Genomic DNA, 14,730 nt, shown 5'->3' with positions numbered 1-14,730 from the left:
CTCCAATGCCCCGACGTGCCGACGAAGTCGGCGCGGCTGGGCTTTCGTGTGGATGCCGTAGGAACCGATCCGCTTCGGGCGGTCCCGCTCCGCCCGCGCAGAGCTCCGATTCTGGCGAGTCGCCAGAATCGGCTGGATGAACTGGCGAATTGTGGCGACTCGCCAGAATCTGCGCGGTCAACAGCGAGACCCGCATTCGGCGTGTTGAGCGGAGGACCGGGCGACGCGAGTCGTGACCGAGGCCGGACGCGGTAACGGAGGCCGTCCGGACAGGAGGCCTGGGTAGGCTGGGCGGGTGCTGCTCAGTGACCGCGACATCCGCCTGGAGATCGACGCCGGACGCATCGGCCTCGACCCGTGGCAGCCCGAGATGGTGCAGCCGTCGAGCGTCGACGTGCGGCTCGACCGGTACTTCCGGCTGTTCGACAACCACAAGTACCCCTTCATCGATCCCGCGATCGACCAGCCCGACCTGACGCACCTCATCGAGGTCGAGCCCGACGAGCCCTTCATCCTGCACCCCGGCGAGTTCGCTCTCGGCTCGACGTACGAGCAGATCACGCTCCCCGACGACGTCGCGGCGCGGCTCGAGGGCAAGTCCTCGCTCGGCCGACTCGGACTGCTGACGCACTCGACGGCGGGCTTCATCGACCCGGGATTCTCGGGACACGTCACCCTCGAGCTCTCGAACGTCGCGACCCTCCCCATCAAGCTCTGGCCCGGCATGAAGATCGGCCAGGTCTGCTACTTCCGGCTGTCGTCCCCCGCCGAGAACCCCTACGGCTCGGGCCCCTACGGCAACCGGTATCAGGGGCAGCGCGGGCCGACGGCATCCCGTTCCTTCCAGAACTTCCACCGCACGGATGTCGGATCGACCGACGCCGGCGCGCGCGGCGCCTGACCCCGCGCCACCCACTCGGCTGGAGCGTGCGCTCCCTCGGCTCGGCAGCGGCGAACGGCGAGCGCTCGGCCTCGGTGCCCGCCAGATGCCGCTGGGGAGCCGTGGTGGTCGGTGCACATTGGCGGGTGCGCCCAAGGTAGGCGTCGACGCGCGCGCGAGGCGCGATAAAGCAGATGAATCACCTCGCCGGGCCGGGGATCGGCGGACGATTGGGGCTCAGACTGGACGATTCATCCAATGAATCCCATAGGATAGCCCGACGTAGACCGACGCCCCGGAGGCTCCCGCATGACGACCATCACCGCCGTGACGGCGCACGACGTGCGGTTCCCGACGTCGCTCAGCATGGACGGCTCGGACGCCATGAACAAGGACGGGGACTACTCGGCTGCCTACGTCGTCGTGCACACCGACGACCCCGCGGTCAAGGGATTCGGCTTCACGTTCACGATCGGCCGGGGCAACGACCTGTGCGTCGAGGCGGCGCGGCAACGCGGTCTGCCGCTGGTCGGCAGGTCGGTGGAGGATGCCGTGGCCGACCTCGGCGGGCTGTACCGCGATCTCGCCTCGGACTCGCAGCTGCGCTGGCTCGGCCCGGAGAAGGGGGTCGTGCACCTCGCGATGGCGGCCGTCATGAACGCGATGTGGGATCTCGCGGCGCGTCAGGCGGGCAAGCCGCTGTGGCGACTGCTCGCCGACATGACGCCCGAGCAGCTCGTCGACGCCGCCGATCTGCGCTACCTCTCGGATGCGATCACGCGCGACGAGGCGATCGCGATGCTCGCCGAACTCGCCCCGACTCGAGACGAGCGCATCGCCGAACTCGAGTCGCGCGGCGGCTACCCCTGCTACACGACGAGCGCGGGATGGCTCGGCTACAGCGACGACAAGCTGCGGCGCCTGCTGCAGGAGGCCGTCGACGAGGGGTACCGCCACGTCAAGCTCAAGGTCGGCGCGAACCTGGAGGACGACATCCGGCGCCTGCGGATCGCGCGCGAGGTCATCGGGTGGGACGCCAACCTCATGATCGACGCGAACCAGGTGTGGGACGTGCCGGAGGCGATCGAGTGGATGAGTCATCTCGCCGAGTTCAGGCCGCTGTGGATCGAAGAGCCCACCAGTCCTGACGACATTCTGGGCCACGCCGCCGTGCGGCGGGCCGTCGCGCCGATCGGAGTCGCCACCGGCGAGCACGGCATGAACCGGGTGCTCTTCAAGCAGCTCTTCCAGGCCGAGGCGATCGACTTCTGCCAGCTCGACTCGGCGCGGCTTGCGAGCGTCAACGAGATCCTCGCGGTGTACTTCATGGCGAAGAAGTTCGGCGTGCCGGTGTGCCCGCACGCGGGCGGCGTCGGGCTGTGCGAGCTCGTGCAGCACCTCTCGATCTTCGACTTCGTGTGCGTCTCGGGGAGCCTCGAGAACCGCGTCACCGAGTTCGTCGACCACCTGCACGAGCACTTCGTCGACCCGTGCATCGTCGAGAACGGCGCCTACGTGCTGCCCGGCAGCCCCGGCTACAGCGCCGAGATGTCAGATGAATCGGTGGCCGCGTACTCCTACCCCGACGGGTCGTACTGGGCCGGTCGCCTCGCTCAGCGGGTCGGCTGACCCGCCTCGGGGTCCTCGTCGGCATGCGCCGCACTGAACTCCTCGACGCCGAGCAGGTGGACGGACATGCGGATCCGGGCGCGCGCGGGGTCGCGGCGGACGAGCTCGTCGAGGATCGCCCGATGCTCGGCCTGCGTCTCGCGCACCGAGCCGCGGTGCGAGATCGCGCGCCACAGGCGTGCCCGGAAGGTGCGGCCGACGAGCGTGTCGATGATGGCGGCGAGAGCGGGGTTTCCGCTCGCGCGGGCGATCGTGCGGTGGAACTCGGTGTCGGCGTCGATGAACGCCTCGAGGTCCATGTCGGGTTCGCTCTGCAGGATCGTGTCGACGCCGTCGAGCACGCCGTCCAAGTGGGCGAGCTCGTCGTCCGTCAGGCGGATCGCCGCGAGCGCGACGCTCTCGGTCTCGAGCATGCGTCGCACGGCGAGCAGGTCGGCGGCGTGCGCGGGCTGCTGCAGATCGGCGAGGAATCCGAGCGGGCTGAGCAGCCTGCTCGGGTCGAGCGACGTCACGTACGTGCCGTCGCCCTGCCGCGTCTCGAGCACTCCGAGCGTCGCGAGCGCCCGCACGCCTTCGCGCAGCGATCCGCGCGAGACGCCCAGCTGCGCCGCGAGATCCTTCTCGATCGGCAGTCTCGAGCCCGGCCGCAGCTCGCCGCGGGCGAGCAGGTCCTTAATGCTCTCGATCACGACGTCGGTCTGCGAGCGCGAGCCGGTCGCGGCCTCATCGTCGGTCATGCGTGTCAGTGTACGGTTCGCGGAGAACATCGGATGATTGAGCGACGCTCACGTCGACGCCCCCGGGCACAGAGAACAACGGAGACCCCATGACCTTCCCCGTGATCGACGCGCATCAGCACGTGTGGGATCCGGCGCGCGCGGCGTACGACTGGCTGGGACCCGAGCTCTCGCCGATCGACGGGCCGATGGCGTTCGAGGATGTCGCGCCCGAGCTTCGCGCGGCGGGCGTCGACTTCACCGTCCAGGTGCAGTCGGCCGACAACCCGGAGGACACCGCACTCATGCGCGCCTCGGCCGCAGCGCATCGCGAGGTCGCCGGGATCGTCGGCTTCACGCCCCTCGACGACCCTGCCGGCACAGCCGCGACGCTCGACGCGTGGGCCGGCGACTCGCTCATGGTCGGGGTGCGCAACCTCATCCACACCAAGCCCGACCCTGACTGGCTGCTGCGACGCGACGTCGACGAGTCCCTCGGCCTGCTCGCCGAGCGAGGCCTCACGCTCGACATCGTCGCGGTCCTGCCGCGCCACCTCGAGCTCGTGCCGATCCTCTCGCGGCGGCATCCGTCGCTCCGCATGGTCATCGACCATCTCGGCCGGCCGCCCATCGGCCTCGAGTCGCTCGAGCCGTGGAGGGGACTCATCGCGGCCGCCGCCGAGAACCCGCTCGTGCACGGCAAGGTGAGCGGCCTGTACTCGGCGACGACCGACATGGCGGCGTGGACGACCGACGCCATCCGTCCCGCCTTCGAGCATGCGCTCGACGTCTTCGGAGCGCGCCGCCTGATGTACGGCGGCGACTGGCCGATCTCGGTGCTCGCGGGCGGCTACGCGCGCGTCTGGGCGGGCCTCGCGCCGCTTTTCGAAGAGGTCGCGCCCGACGAGCGGGAGTGGCTGCTCGGTCGGTCGGCGGCGCAGTTCTACCGCCTCGACGACGCGCGGCTGAACCTCGAATGATCCGACCACTCGGCGGTCGAGGGGTGTCTACGTCGCGTCGCAGCGCGGGAGATCACCACGGCGCAGGATGACGCGCCGCGCGCCTCCGACGAAGCGGCGGTCTCCGGCGAAACGGTGAGCCCTACGCCGTGCGCGCCCGCACGGCGTCGACGCGCTCGAGTCCGCCGGCCGCGAAGGCGACGATCCCGTCGAGCGTCTGATCGGCGCCGATCACGCGATTGTGGCCGAACCCGTGCGTCGGCACGAAGCGCGCGCGGTCGCCGTGAGCCGCGACGAGGTCGGTCGTCGCCGCGAGCGGCACCTGCCGGTCGGTGTCGTCGTGCACCGCGAGCAGTTCGAGCGGAGCGGGCAGCGGATCGGCGACGGCATCGAAGATCCGTCGAGCGGATGCCGCGTCGAGCCCGAACCGCCGCAGGAAGCGCTGCTCGAACGCGGCCTTCGCGCGCGGCGGAAGGTCGAGCATCGCCGTCGTGAACTGGTCGATGAACACCTGCGGCGTGCCGGCGCCCGCGATCGTCGCGACGCGCCCCGTCGTCGTGCCGGCCCGCACCGCCGTGAGCGCCGCGAGCGCGCCGAACGAGTGGCCGACGACGAGCCGGAAGCGCCCGTGGCGCTGCTGCAGCGCGTCGATCGCTGCGATCCAGTCGCGGATGTCGGTGCGGCCCGGCCCGGATGCCCCGTGCGCGGGCGCGTCGAACGATACGACGTGGAACCCCTCGGCGACGAGCTCACGCACGAGCGGCGCGAACTGCGAGGCGCGGCCGCGCCAGCCGTGGACGAGCAGGACGGTGTCGTCCCCGCGGCCCCAGCGGTAGGTCGCCAACTCGATGCTGCGGAGCCGGATGCTGTCGCGCTCGGCGGCTCCGTCGGTGACGGCATCCGCCTCTCGAAGCGCGAGGCGCGGCTGGGTCTGGAAGAACGCGCGCAGCGCAATCGAGCCGGCGAGGTCGGGCGAGACGGCGCTCGTCGCGCGGAGCGCCGAGCGGGTACGGGAGAGCTGCATTGCGGAACCTCCGAAAGAAATACGAACGATCGGTCGTAGACTATACGAACGATCGTACTTACACTAGGGGGATGTCCGAGACGATCGACCGGCGGCGCCTGCGAGGCGACGCCTCACGCCGCATCGTGCTCGAGCGCGCGACGGATCTCGCCTCGGTCGAGGGACTCGACGGCCTCACGATCGGGCGCCTCGCCGAGTCTGCCGGCATGAGCAAGAGCAGCATCGCGACGCTGTTCGGGGGCAAGGAGGCGCTCCAGCTCGCGGCCGTCGCGGCGGCGGCCGAAGTCTTCCGCGAGGTCGTCGTCGAGCCCGTCCGCGTGCAGCCGCGGGGCACCCGGCGTCTCGCGATGCTCATGCGCAGCGCGCTCGACTACTCCCGCACGCGCGTCTTCACGGGCGGCTGCTTCTTCGCCGCGACGGCGGCCGACGTCGACTCCAAGCCCGGGCCCGTGCGCGACTCCGTGCGCGGCTGGCTGCGCGACTGGTACGGCTACGTCGAGGCGCAGGCCCGCCATGCCGCCGAGGCGGGCGAGCTGCGTGCCGACGAAGGGACGGTGCGGCGTCTCGCGTTCGAGCTCGTCGCGCTCGACAACGAGGCGAACGCCCGCTCGCTCATGACGGGTGACGACTCGGCCTACGACCTCGCGGCCGCCGCGATGCGCGACCGCCTGCTCGCGCTCGGCGCTCGGCCCGAGGACCTCGAGGCCCTCGCCTGAGCTGCACGCGGGCTCGGCGCTTCGTCTCGCTTCGCTCGCGGGGCGACCGGAGCGTTGGCCGGTCGGGAGGACTTGTCCAGACGGGAGGGTGCCCCGCCGCGGATCCTCCTCCGTACGCGCCATCTCCTCCGAAGCGGTACGCCACCCGCCCGCGGACCGCTACTGCAGGACGAGCGTCAGCGACGTGTCGCCGCAGGTCAGGACGGCCGCGCCGCCGGGCAGCGTGACGACGGATGCCGCGGCCCGCCCGGAGGCGACGGCATCGGCGAGTCCCTCCAGGCGCAGGATCGATCCCGGCTCGCGGCTCGCGTCCGTCGAGGTCACGACCCGCCCGGACGCGTTGACGAGCGTCGTGTCGTCGCCGCCGGCGCGCAGGACGGGCAGCAGCTCGTGCTCGAGGCGGTCGACGAGCGCGTCGATCCCGACGAGCCCGACCATCTCGCCGCCCAGGCGCACGGGCGTCGTGATCGTGACGGCGTAGTCGTCGGTGCAGACGTAGTCCACGTAGGGTCCCGTGAGGTGGCGCGCCGACGTGCGCGCGGGCACGCGCCACCATTCGAGCGCCGTGTAGTCGCGGAACTGCTCGTGGCCGGGGTCGTCGATCGTCGCGAGACGGCGCGGGGCCGCAGCATCCCGCAGCCACCATGCCAGGTGCCACCGCGCGTCGGCGAGGATGCCCGGGGCCGCGACGAAGCCCGCGCCCGTGAGGAGCGTGTCGTTCGTGACGGCGGGCACCGCGAACTGCTCGACGACAGGGTCGAGCGCCGTCGCCGTGAGTTCGAGGCCGTCACCGAGGACCGCCTCGAGATGGTCCCGCCAGCCGTCGATCGTCGCGAAGATGCCGTCGATCGTCTCGGCGACCCGTGCCGCCATCGCGACGGCCGGATGCGTGACCACCGTGTTCATGCGGAACCGCCTTGCAGAGGGAGGGATGCCTCGTCGCGGCGTGCCGCGTCGAGCCTCAGTCGTTCGTGCACGAGCCACTCGAAGGCGCTCGTGATGTGTCGGATCGTGGCCTCGCGCGCCGCTTCGGGTGCGACGTCGCGGATGGCGGCGATGACGCGCTCCCGTGCGGACGCGCTGCGCTCACGGTACTCCTGCTCGCGCAGGCACAGCCAGAGCAGCGGCCCCGCCTCCGCCTGCAGGCGGATCTCCTCGCGGACGAGCCGCGGGGACTGGCTGATCGCCGCGATCTCGAGCTGGAAGCGGCTGACGGCGCGGCGCGCCCCGCCGGCGGTCGTGAGATCGGCCTGCTCGTGGATCGTCGTGAGGCTCTCGAGGTCGTCGTCGCTCGCGCGATCGGCCGCGACTTCGGCGGCAGCGCCCGCGATCGCGCCGACGTGCAGGGCGAGGTCTCGCAGCTCGATGCGCGAGTGGTCACGCAGGCGGAGCTCCAGCATCCGTCCCGCCGACTCCCGGTCGAAGGTCACGAAGCTGCCGCCGTCGCGGCCGCGCCGCGTGCGCACGAGTCCCTTGTCGCGCAGGCCCTCGAGCGCCTCGCGGGCCGTGACGACGGCGACGCCGAGACTGCGCGAGAGGTCGGATTCGCTCGGCAGCCGCTCGCCGTCGCGCAGGACGCCGCTCACGATCGCGTCGGTCAGTCGCTGCTCGACGAGCTCGGCCCGGCCTGCGCCGTCGAGCGGCGCGAAGATGACGGCGCGCGCGGCGTCGAGGCGTCCTGTCGCGTGCGGCATCGAGCTCTCCGTGTTCGCTTCGGGGGTGTGCGGATGCGCATCGCCCCCGCCGTGACAAGACCGTAACACGGGCGGATCTTCAGACATCTGGATCCATATGATTTAATTCCTGACGACATCGAAGGAGATCGTCAATGAGCGAGCAGCAGCCGGCCATCCGCCTCACGGGACTCACGAAGCAGTTCGGGACCGTGGCGGCCGTCGACGACGTCGACCTCGAGATCGCCGCAGGCGAGTTCTTCTCGATGCTCGGCCCGTCGGGGTCGGGCAAGACGACGGTGCTGCGGCTCATCGCGGGCTTCGAGCAGCCTACGAGCGGCACGATCGAGCTCTTCGGACACGACGTCACGAAGAAGGCGCCGTTCGACCGGGACGTCAACACGGTCTTCCAGGACTACGCGCTCTTCCCGCACATGTCAGTGCTCGACAACGTCGCCTACGGTCTGCGCGTGCGCGGCGTGGGCCGCGCCGAGCGCCGGGAGCGCGCCATGAAGGCGCTCACGGCGGTCCGCCTCGAGCAGATGGCCGGCCGTAAACCCGCACAGCTGTCCGGTGGGCAGCGCCAGCGCGTCGCCCTGGCCCGCGCAACGGTCGTGGCTCCCAAGGTGCTGCTCCTCGACGAGCCGCTCGGCGCCCTCGACCTCAAGCTCCGCGAGCAGATGCAGGTCGAGCTCAAGCAGATCCAGCGCGACCTCGGCATCACGTTCATCTTCGTGACGCACGACCAGGAGGAGGCGCTGACCCTCTCCGATCGCATCGCCGTCTTCCACGACGGGAAGATCGAGCAGCTCGGCACGCCGTGGGAGCTGTACGAGAAGCCGGCCTCGAGATTCGTCGCGGACTTCGTCGGCACCTCGAACCTCTTCGACGCGGAACGATCCCCCGCGCTCATCGGCCGTCGTGGCGAGCACTCGATCCGCCCAGAGAAGCTCACCCTGAGCGCGCACGCCGCCTCCGCGGCGGGCCAGCGCTCGGCCCCGGGAACGCTCGTCGAGTCGATCTACGTGGGGAGCGGCATCCGTCGCGTCGTGGATCTCGATGCCGGCCTGCGCGTCACGGTGCTCGAGCGCAACGACCGCTCGCGTGCCGCGGACGATGAGCGCGGCGACCGCGTGCACGTCACATGGGACGACGGCGATGTCGTCTCGCTCGTTCCGCCCGGCACCTGAGCCGGCGCCCGCTCCCCCGGCTGCGCGCCGGGGATCAGACCGCGGCCGAAGGCCCGGAGAACACAGCAGTCCAGCACCCGAGAGGAAGCACATCATGATGCACAAGACCCGCGCGGCGCGCGCGACCGCGGGCGCCGCGCTCGCGATCGGCGCGATCGCGATCCTGGCCGGCTGCGGCACGTCCGGCGGAGGCAGCGCAGCCCCGTCGGAAGAGGCCGACGAGCTCGGCGAGATGGAGGGTCAGGTTTCGATCCTCGCGTGGCCCGGCTACGTCGAGGACGGCACCAACGACCCCGCCGTCGACTGGGTCTCGGGCTTCGAGGAGAAGACCGGCTGCACCGTCGCAGCGAAGACGTACGGCACGTCCGACGAGGCTGTCAACCTCATGAAGACCGGCGAGTACGACGTCGTCGCGGCGTCGGGAGACGCGACGCTGCGCCTCATCGCGGCGGGCGACGTCGCCCCCGTCAACACCGACCTCATCCCGAGCTACGCCGGCGTCTACGACTTCCTCAAGGAGCAGGCCTGGAACTCGGTCGACGGTCAGTCGTACGGCGTGCCGCACGGCTACGGCGCCAATCTGCTCCTGTACAACACGGACGTCTTCACCGAGGCGCCCACGTCGTGGGACGTCGTCTTCGACAAGGCGGGCGAGAACTCGGGCAAGGTCACGGCGTACGACTCGCCGATCTACATCGCCGACGCCGCGGTGTACCTCATGGCTCACCAGCCCGACCTCGGCATCGAGAACCCGTACGCGCTCGACGAGACGCAGTTCCAGGCGGCCGTCGACCTGCTCAAGGAGCAGCGCCAGCACGTCGGCGAGTACTGGTCGGACTACCTCAAGGAGATCCAGGCCTTCCAGACCGGCGACTCAGTCGTCGGCACGACGTGGCAGGTCATCCAGAACTCCCTCGCGGCCGAGAGCGCGCCGACCGACGTCGTGCTCCCCGAAGAGGGCGCGACCGGATGGTCCGACACGTGGATGATCGCGTCCGAGGCTGCGAACCCGAACTGCGCCTACGCGTGGCTCGACTGGATCGCGAGCCCCGAGGTCAACGCGCAGGCGACCGGCTACTTCGGCGAGGCGCCCTCGAGCGACGCCGCGTGCGACTACCGCGAGGACTGCGAGGCCTACCACGCAGGTGACGCGGAGTACGCGTCGAAGATCTGGTACTGGACGACCCCGATCGCCGAGTGCGTCGACGGCCGCACCGATGTCGAGTGCGTCGACTACTCGCAGTGGACCCAGGCCTGGTCCGAGATCCGGGGCTGACCCAGCCCTGACCCGACCGCCGGGGGCGGTGACCCGAAACACCGCCCCCGGCATCTCGAGGAAAGACATGACCGACACGATCCACCTGACGCCGCCGACGCGTGCCGTGCCCGTTCCGCCGGCGTCGCCGCGTCGCCGCGTCTCGGCGTGGCTCAGCACGCACCCCCGCGCGAGGCTCGCGCTGCTGCTGAGCGCGCCGCTGTTCTGGCTCGGCGTCGTCTACATCGTCGCGCTCGTGCTGCTGCTCGTGACGGCGTTCTGGACCGTGGACTCGTTCACGGGCGAGATCGTCACGGACTGGACGCTCGACAACATCATCACGGTCGTGACGGGCACGCTCTACCAGACGGTCACGCTGCGGACCGTGGGGATCGCGCTCGCGGTCACGATCATCGACGTCGCGATCGCGCTGCCCATCGCGTTCTACATGGCGAAGGTCGCCTCGCCGCGCATGCAGCGCCTGCTCGTGATCGCCGTCCTCATGCCGCTGTGGGCGAGCTACCTCGTGAAGGCGTACGCGTGGCGGTCCGTGCTCTCGCAGGACGGGCTGCTCGAGTGGCTGCTCGCGCCTCTCGGCCTGCACACGCCGGGCTACGGCATCACCGCGACTGTCATCACACTGTCGTACCTGTGGCTGCCGTACGTGATCCTGCCCATCTACGCGGGGCTTGAGCGCGTGCCCGACTCGCTGCTCGAGGCATCCGCAGATCTCGGCGGAAAGAGCTGGCGCACCATCCGGCACGTCGTCCTGCCCCTCGCGATGCCGGCGATCATCGCGGGAACGATCTTCGCCTTCTCGCTGACGCTCGGCGACTACATCACGGTCAACATCGTCGGCGGCACGACGCAGATGCTCGGCAACCTCGTCTACACGAACGTCGGAGCCGCGAACAACCTGCCGCTCGCGGCGGCGATCGCACTCATCCCGATCGTCATCATCTTCGGCTACCTGGGTCTCGTGCGCCGCACGGGCGCCCTCGACAACCTCTAGGAGACCCCGGTGCGACTCGGAAAGTCCGCGCGCGTCACCCTCGCGATCGTCACGGGCGTCATCCTGCTGGTCGTCTACGTGCCGCTGTTCGTCGTACTCGTGAACTCGTTCTCGACCTCGACGTCGCTGACGTGGCCGCCCCCGGGCTTCACGCTCGAATGGTGGGTCAAGGCGTTCCAGTCGCAGGGAGCCATGAACGCCGTGCTCACGAGCGTGCAGATCGCGATCGTCGCGACGCTCGTCTCGATCGTGCTCGGCACGCTCCTGTCGCTCGCGCTGCAGCGGTTCGACTTCTTCGGGCGCAGCGTCGTGAACCTGCTCGTGATCCTGCCGATCGCGCTGCCCGGCATCATCACAGGCATCGCGCTGAACAACTTCTTCCGCACGATCATGGGCGTGCCGCTCTCGATCTGGACGGTCGTCATCGCCCACGCGACGTTCTGCATCGTGACGGTCTTCAACAACGCGATCGCGCGCCTGCGGCGCATGGGGATCAACCTCGAGGAGGCCTCGGCCGACCTCGGTGCGGGCGTCTGGACGACCTTCCGGCTCGTGACGTTCCCTCAGCTGCGCTCTGCGCTGCTCGCGGGCTCGCTGCTGGCGTTCGCGCTGAGCTTCGACGAGATCATCGTCACGACGTTCACGGCGGGATCGGGCGTCACGACGCTGCCGATCTTCATCCTGAACAACATGTTCCGGCCCAACCAGGCGCCGATCGTCTCGGTCATCGCCGTCGTCATGGTGCTCGTGTCGATCATCCCGATCTACGTCGCGCAGCGGCTCTCGGGGTCGGAGCAGACCCGGCGCTGATTCGGGATGCCGCGGGCCGGCCGGCATGCGGAGCCGAGGAGTTGTCCCGTCGGGAGGTCGCCACACCGCGGAATCTCCTCCGGTTGCGTCATCTCCTCCGGAGCCGTACGCGCCGAGGCTGGGCCGGGTCAGTGCGCCGTGCGCACTCCCACGAGATCGTGCACGAGCACGGCGGCGGCGCGGGCGCCCTGGCCGGCCGCGACGATGAGCTGCTGGGGACCGGGGGCAGCGGCATCCCCCGCCGCATACAGCCCCGCGACCGACGTGCGTCCCGAGCCGTCCACGACGAGGTGCCCCTCGGGGTCGCGCTCGGCGTCGATGCCCCCGAGGAAGTCCAGCGCCGGGTCCCAGTGCGGCCTGACGAACCCGCCCTCGATCTCGATGCGCGTGCCGTCGACGAGGCGGACCGCCGACACGGCGCCCTTGACGCCCTCGAGGTCGTCGATGCGGCGGCGTTCGACGATGATCCCGGATGCCGCGAGCTCGGCCTCCTCGACGGTCGAGACGACGTCGGCGCCGTTCGTGAAGACCGTGAGACGGTCGGTCCAGCGGGCGATGAGCCGCGCGCGGTCCGCGAGGTCGGGCGTCTCGCCGATCAGGGCGAGCGGGCGGTCCTGCAGCTCCCACGCGTCGCACGCGGCGCAGCTGAAGACGGTCATGCCGTAGAACGCGCGCAGGCTCGGAATCGCGGGCAGCGTCTCGCGCAGTCCTGTCGCGACGAGCACGGAGCGGGATGCCACGGCCGGCGGCGTGCCGGGACGCCGCCCCTGCACCGCAGTGATGAAGCGCAGGCCGTCGGCGCCGGGCGCCGGCAGGAGCGCACCCGCGACGCAGCGGTCGAGGATGCGGACGTTCGGGTACGCGGCGAGCTCGGCTCGTGCGAGCTTGCGCAGCTCGAGCGGCGGCAGGCCGTCGCGCGTCAGGAAGCCGTGCGAGCGCAGCGTCGCCGCGTTGCGCGGACGACCGGCGTCGAGCAGCACGACCGACGCGCGGGCGCGCCCGAGGTTGAGGGCGGCCGAGAGGCCGGCGGGGCCGCCGCCGACGATGACGACATCCGCCTGCGCGGGGCAGACCTCGGTCTCAGCCATGCTCGCCCGCCTGCGGGGGGAGTTCGGCGATGACGGGGTGGTCCTTGTGGATCACGCCGACCTTGGCCGCGCCGCCGGGCGAGCCGATGTCGTCGAAGAACTCGACGTTGGCCTTGTAGTAGTCCTGCCACTCTTCGGGCAGGTCGTCTTCGTAATAGATCGCCTCGACGGGGCACACCGGCTCGCACGCGCCGCAGTCGACGCACTCATCGGGGTGGATGTAGAGCGACCGGTCGCCCTCGTAGATGCAGTCGACGGGGCACTCGTCGATGCAGGCGCGGTCCTTGACGTCGACGCACGGCAGTGCGATGACGTACGTCATGACAACGTCAATTCACCAGCGCGCGAGATAGCGACCTGCTCGTCCCGCGGGACGACCTTGACGCGCTCCCGCGTGTGCACATGGTTCGCGCCGAGGTCGCGCTCGTGCGCGTCGAGGGCGAGCCATCCGTCCCACGTCGTGTAGGCGACCTCGCGCTCCTCGAGCAGCTCGACCACGTCTTCCTGGACGGTCGGGGCGGCCAGCAGGCCGGCGGACGCGTCGGCGACGAGGTGCGCGATCGTCTCCATCGCGTCGGACTTCGTGTGGCCGATGAGGCCGACGGGTCCGCGCTTGATCCAGCCGGTCGCGTACAGGCCGGGGATCGGCTGGGCGGCGTCCGGGCCCACGCGGCCGGAGGCTCCGCCCGACGCGTCAGCGGCGGGTGGAGTGGCCGTGGGGACCTGAACGCGTCCTTCGACGTTCGTCACGACGCCGGCCTTCGCGTCGAACGGCGCGTCGACGACGGGCGTGCCGTAGTACCCGACGGCGCGGTAGACCTGCTGCACCGGGATCTCGCGGAACTCGCCCGTGCCGCGCACGGTGCCGTCGCCGACGGGCTCGGTGCGCTCGAAGCGCACGCCCTCGACACGGCCCTCGCCGAGCACCTCGACGGGCGAGTGGTAGAAGTGCAGGTGCAGGCGGCGGCTCGCTCCGGTCGACTCGCGGTCGCGCCAGCTGTTGAGCACGCGCAGCATGACCTTGAGCTGGTTGTTGGGAGCCTTCGCGGGATCGGCGTCTGCGAAGTCCTCGTCGTGCACGACGATGTCGACGTTCGGCACCTCGCCGAGCTCGCGCAGCTCGATCGGGGTGAACTTGATGTCGCCGGGGCCGCGGCGTCCGAAGACGTGCACGTCGGTCACGGCCGAGGCCTCGAGGCCCGCCAGCACGTTGTCGGGGATCTCGGTCGGGCGCAGGTCGACGGCGTGCTTCGCGAGGATGCGGGCGACGTCGAGCGCGACGTTGCCGTTGCCGATCACGGCGACCTCGGCGGCGTCGAGCGGCCACTCCGTCGGGACGTCGGGGTGACCGTCGAACCACGAGACGAAGTCGGCGGCGCCGTAGGAGCCGGACAGGTCGATTCCGGGGATGTTCAGCGCGGCATCCCGGATCGCACCCGTCGCGAGGACGACGGCGTCGTACCGCTCGTGCAGCTCGCCGAGCGAGATGTCGCGGCCGACCTCGATGTTGCCGAGGAAGCGGATCGTGCCCTCGCCGAGCATCTCGTGCAGCGAGTTCACGATGCCCTTGATGCGCGGGTGGTCGGGCGCGACGCCGTAGCGGATCAGGCCGTAGGGCGCGGGGAGCGACTCGAAGAGGTCGATCGCAACCGAGCCGCCGGCCTCCCGGACGGTGTTCGCGAGGATGTTGCCGGCGTAGATGCCGGCGGGACCTGCGCCGACGATCGCGACGCGGAGCTGGAGGGCCGAGGAGTTCTGCACGGTCACAGCGGGGCTGC

At 70.6% G+C, this 14,730-nt stretch carries 15 protein-coding genes; 8 read left to right on the top strand and 7 right to left on the bottom strand.

What is annotated here, in order from left to right:
- The first annotated feature begins 295 nt into the window (after positions 1–295).
- Both dcd and MJ607_RS12050 read left to right on the top strand, forming a co-directional pair.
- Positions 296–901 carry a dCTP deaminase gene (dcd, locus tag MJ607_RS12055; protein WP_243075848.1) on the top strand — a complete coding sequence of 202 codons (606 nt, stop codon included), beginning with the start codon at positions 296–298 and terminating at the stop codon, positions 899–901.
- Positions 902–1,189: 288 nt separating this feature from the next.
- Positions 1,190–2,509, top strand: coding sequence for an L-fuconate dehydratase (locus MJ607_RS12050; RefSeq protein ID WP_243075847.1), 1,320 nt, complete (start codon positions 1,190–1,192; stop codon positions 2,507–2,509).
- On the opposite strand, the gene MJ607_RS12045 is transcribed toward MJ607_RS12050, so the two are convergent.
- Entirely contained in the window at positions 2,494–3,246 is a 753-nt protein-coding gene (locus MJ607_RS12045) for a FadR/GntR family transcriptional regulator (protein ID WP_243075846.1), read from the bottom strand. The genes MJ607_RS12050 and MJ607_RS12045 overlap by 16 nt on opposite strands.
- A gap of 89 nt (positions 3,247–3,335) precedes the next feature.
- Here MJ607_RS12045 and MJ607_RS12040 point away from each other — a divergent pair, with 89 nt between their 5' ends.
- Complete coding sequence (locus MJ607_RS12040; RefSeq protein ID WP_243075845.1) at positions 3,336–4,205, top strand: amidohydrolase; 870 nt, start codon at positions 3,336–3,338, stop codon at positions 4,203–4,205.
- 121 nt (positions 4,206–4,326) lie between these two features.
- Here MJ607_RS12040 and MJ607_RS12035 read toward each other — a convergent pair whose 3' ends face one another.
- Positions 4,327–5,208, bottom strand: a complete 882-nt coding sequence (locus MJ607_RS12035; protein WP_243075844.1) for a S9 family peptidase — start codon at positions 5,206–5,208, stop codon at positions 4,327–4,329.
- 71 nt (positions 5,209–5,279) lie between these two features.
- On the opposite strand from MJ607_RS12035, the gene MJ607_RS12030 reads away from it, so the two are divergent.
- Positions 5,280–5,924 carry a TetR family transcriptional regulator C-terminal domain-containing protein gene (locus MJ607_RS12030; RefSeq protein ID WP_243075843.1) on the top strand — a complete coding sequence of 215 codons (645 nt, stop codon included), beginning with the start codon at positions 5,280–5,282 and terminating at the stop codon, positions 5,922–5,924.
- Between the two features lie 159 nt (positions 5,925–6,083).
- Here the strand turns inward: MJ607_RS12030 and MJ607_RS12025 are convergent, their stop codons facing one another.
- Complete coding sequence (locus MJ607_RS12025) at positions 6,084–6,830, bottom strand: cache domain-containing protein (RefSeq protein WP_243075842.1); 747 nt, start codon at positions 6,828–6,830, stop codon at positions 6,084–6,086.
- Positions 6,827–7,618, bottom strand: a complete 792-nt coding sequence (locus tag MJ607_RS12020; RefSeq protein WP_243075841.1) for a FadR/GntR family transcriptional regulator — start codon at positions 7,616–7,618, stop codon at positions 6,827–6,829. The genes MJ607_RS12025 and MJ607_RS12020 overlap by 4 nt, the downstream gene beginning before the upstream one ends.
- Before the next feature lie 134 nt (positions 7,619–7,752).
- On the opposite strand from MJ607_RS12020, the gene MJ607_RS12015 reads away from it, so the two are divergent.
- The 4 genes from MJ607_RS12015 (at position 7,753) to MJ607_RS12000 (ending at position 11,864) form a co-directional block, all read left to right on the top strand.
- Positions 7,753–8,787, top strand: coding sequence for an ABC transporter ATP-binding protein (locus tag MJ607_RS12015; RefSeq protein WP_243075840.1), 1,035 nt, complete (start codon positions 7,753–7,755; stop codon positions 8,785–8,787).
- Between the two features lie 94 nt (positions 8,788–8,881).
- Complete coding sequence (locus MJ607_RS12010) at positions 8,882–10,063, top strand: ABC transporter substrate-binding protein (RefSeq protein WP_243075839.1); 1,182 nt, start codon at positions 8,882–8,884, stop codon at positions 10,061–10,063.
- Between the two features lie 67 nt (positions 10,064–10,130).
- Positions 10,131–11,054: an ABC transporter permease gene (locus MJ607_RS12005; protein ID WP_243075838.1), complete on the top strand. Its 924-nt coding sequence runs from the start codon at positions 10,131–10,133 to the stop codon at positions 11,052–11,054.
- 9 nt (positions 11,055–11,063) lie between these two features.
- A complete protein-coding gene (locus MJ607_RS12000; RefSeq protein ID WP_243075837.1) occupies positions 11,064–11,864 on the top strand; it encodes an ABC transporter permease in 801 nt (266 codons plus the stop codon).
- A gap of 128 nt (positions 11,865–11,992) precedes the next feature.
- Here the strand turns inward: MJ607_RS12000 and MJ607_RS11995 are convergent, their stop codons facing one another.
- Genes MJ607_RS11995 through MJ607_RS11985 form a run of 3 tightly spaced genes read right to left on the bottom strand, consistent with a single transcriptional unit; the run spans position 11,993 to position 14,719 of the window.
- Positions 11,993–12,952 (bottom strand): NAD(P)/FAD-dependent oxidoreductase, encoded by a 960-nt coding sequence (locus MJ607_RS11995; RefSeq protein WP_243075836.1) that lies wholly within the window; start codon positions 12,950–12,952, stop codon positions 11,993–11,995.
- Complete coding sequence (gene fdxA, locus MJ607_RS11990; protein ID WP_243075835.1) at positions 12,945–13,274, bottom strand: ferredoxin; 330 nt, start codon at positions 13,272–13,274, stop codon at positions 12,945–12,947. The genes MJ607_RS11995 and fdxA overlap by 8 nt, the downstream gene beginning before the upstream one ends.
- Positions 13,271–14,719, bottom strand: coding sequence for an FAD-dependent oxidoreductase (locus MJ607_RS11985; RefSeq protein ID WP_243075834.1), 1,449 nt, complete (start codon positions 14,717–14,719; stop codon positions 13,271–13,273). Before MJ607_RS11985 ends, fdxA begins: the two co-directional genes overlap by 4 nt.
- Positions 14,720–14,730: the final 11 nt, after the last annotated feature.

The organism is Microbacterium sp. SS28 (genome assembly GCF_022761035.1).
GTDB lineage: Bacteria > Actinomycetota > Actinomycetes > Actinomycetales > Microbacteriaceae > Microbacterium.
Note: the sequence above shows the minus strand (reverse complement) of the source record. Positions and strands in the feature narration are given on the sequence as shown.

What these genes read in the sequence shown, in the direction of transcription:
- MJ607_RS12020 (WP_243075841.1), bottom strand. Translation starts at nt 7,618, where the DNA reads ATGCCGCACGCGACAGGACGCCTCGACGCCGCGCGCGCCGTCATCTTC.
- MJ607_RS12045 (WP_243075846.1), bottom strand. Translation starts at nt 3,246, where the DNA reads ATGACCGACGATGAGGCCGCGACCGGCTCGCGCTCGCAGACCGACGTC.
- MJ607_RS12050 (WP_243075847.1), top strand. Translation starts at nt 1,190, where the DNA reads ATGACGACCATCACCGCCGTGACGGCGCACGACGTGCGGTTCCCGACG.
- MJ607_RS12010 (WP_243075839.1), top strand. Translation starts at nt 8,882, where the DNA reads ATGATGCACAAGACCCGCGCGGCGCGCGCGACCGCGGGCGCCGCGCTC.
- MJ607_RS12005 (WP_243075838.1), top strand. Translation starts at nt 10,131, where the DNA reads ATGACCGACACGATCCACCTGACGCCGCCGACGCGTGCCGTGCCCGTT.
- fdxA (WP_243075835.1), bottom strand. Translation starts at nt 13,274, where the DNA reads ATGACGTACGTCATCGCACTGCCGTGCGTCGACGTCAAGGACCGCGCC.
- MJ607_RS12025 (WP_243075842.1), bottom strand. Translation starts at nt 6,830, where the DNA reads ATGAACACGGTGGTCACGCATCCGGCCGTCGCGATGGCGGCACGGGTC.
- MJ607_RS12040 (WP_243075845.1), top strand. Translation starts at nt 3,336, where the DNA reads ATGACCTTCCCCGTGATCGACGCGCATCAGCACGTGTGGGATCCGGCG.
- MJ607_RS12030 (WP_243075843.1), top strand. Translation starts at nt 5,280, where the DNA reads ATGTCCGAGACGATCGACCGGCGGCGCCTGCGAGGCGACGCCTCACGC.
- MJ607_RS12035 (WP_243075844.1), bottom strand. Translation starts at nt 5,208, where the DNA reads ATGCAGCTCTCCCGTACCCGCTCGGCGCTCCGCGCGACGAGCGCCGTC.
- MJ607_RS11995 (WP_243075836.1), bottom strand. Translation starts at nt 12,952, where the DNA reads ATGGCTGAGACCGAGGTCTGCCCCGCGCAGGCGGATGTCGTCATCGTC.
- MJ607_RS12015 (WP_243075840.1), top strand. Translation starts at nt 7,753, where the DNA reads ATGAGCGAGCAGCAGCCGGCCATCCGCCTCACGGGACTCACGAAGCAG.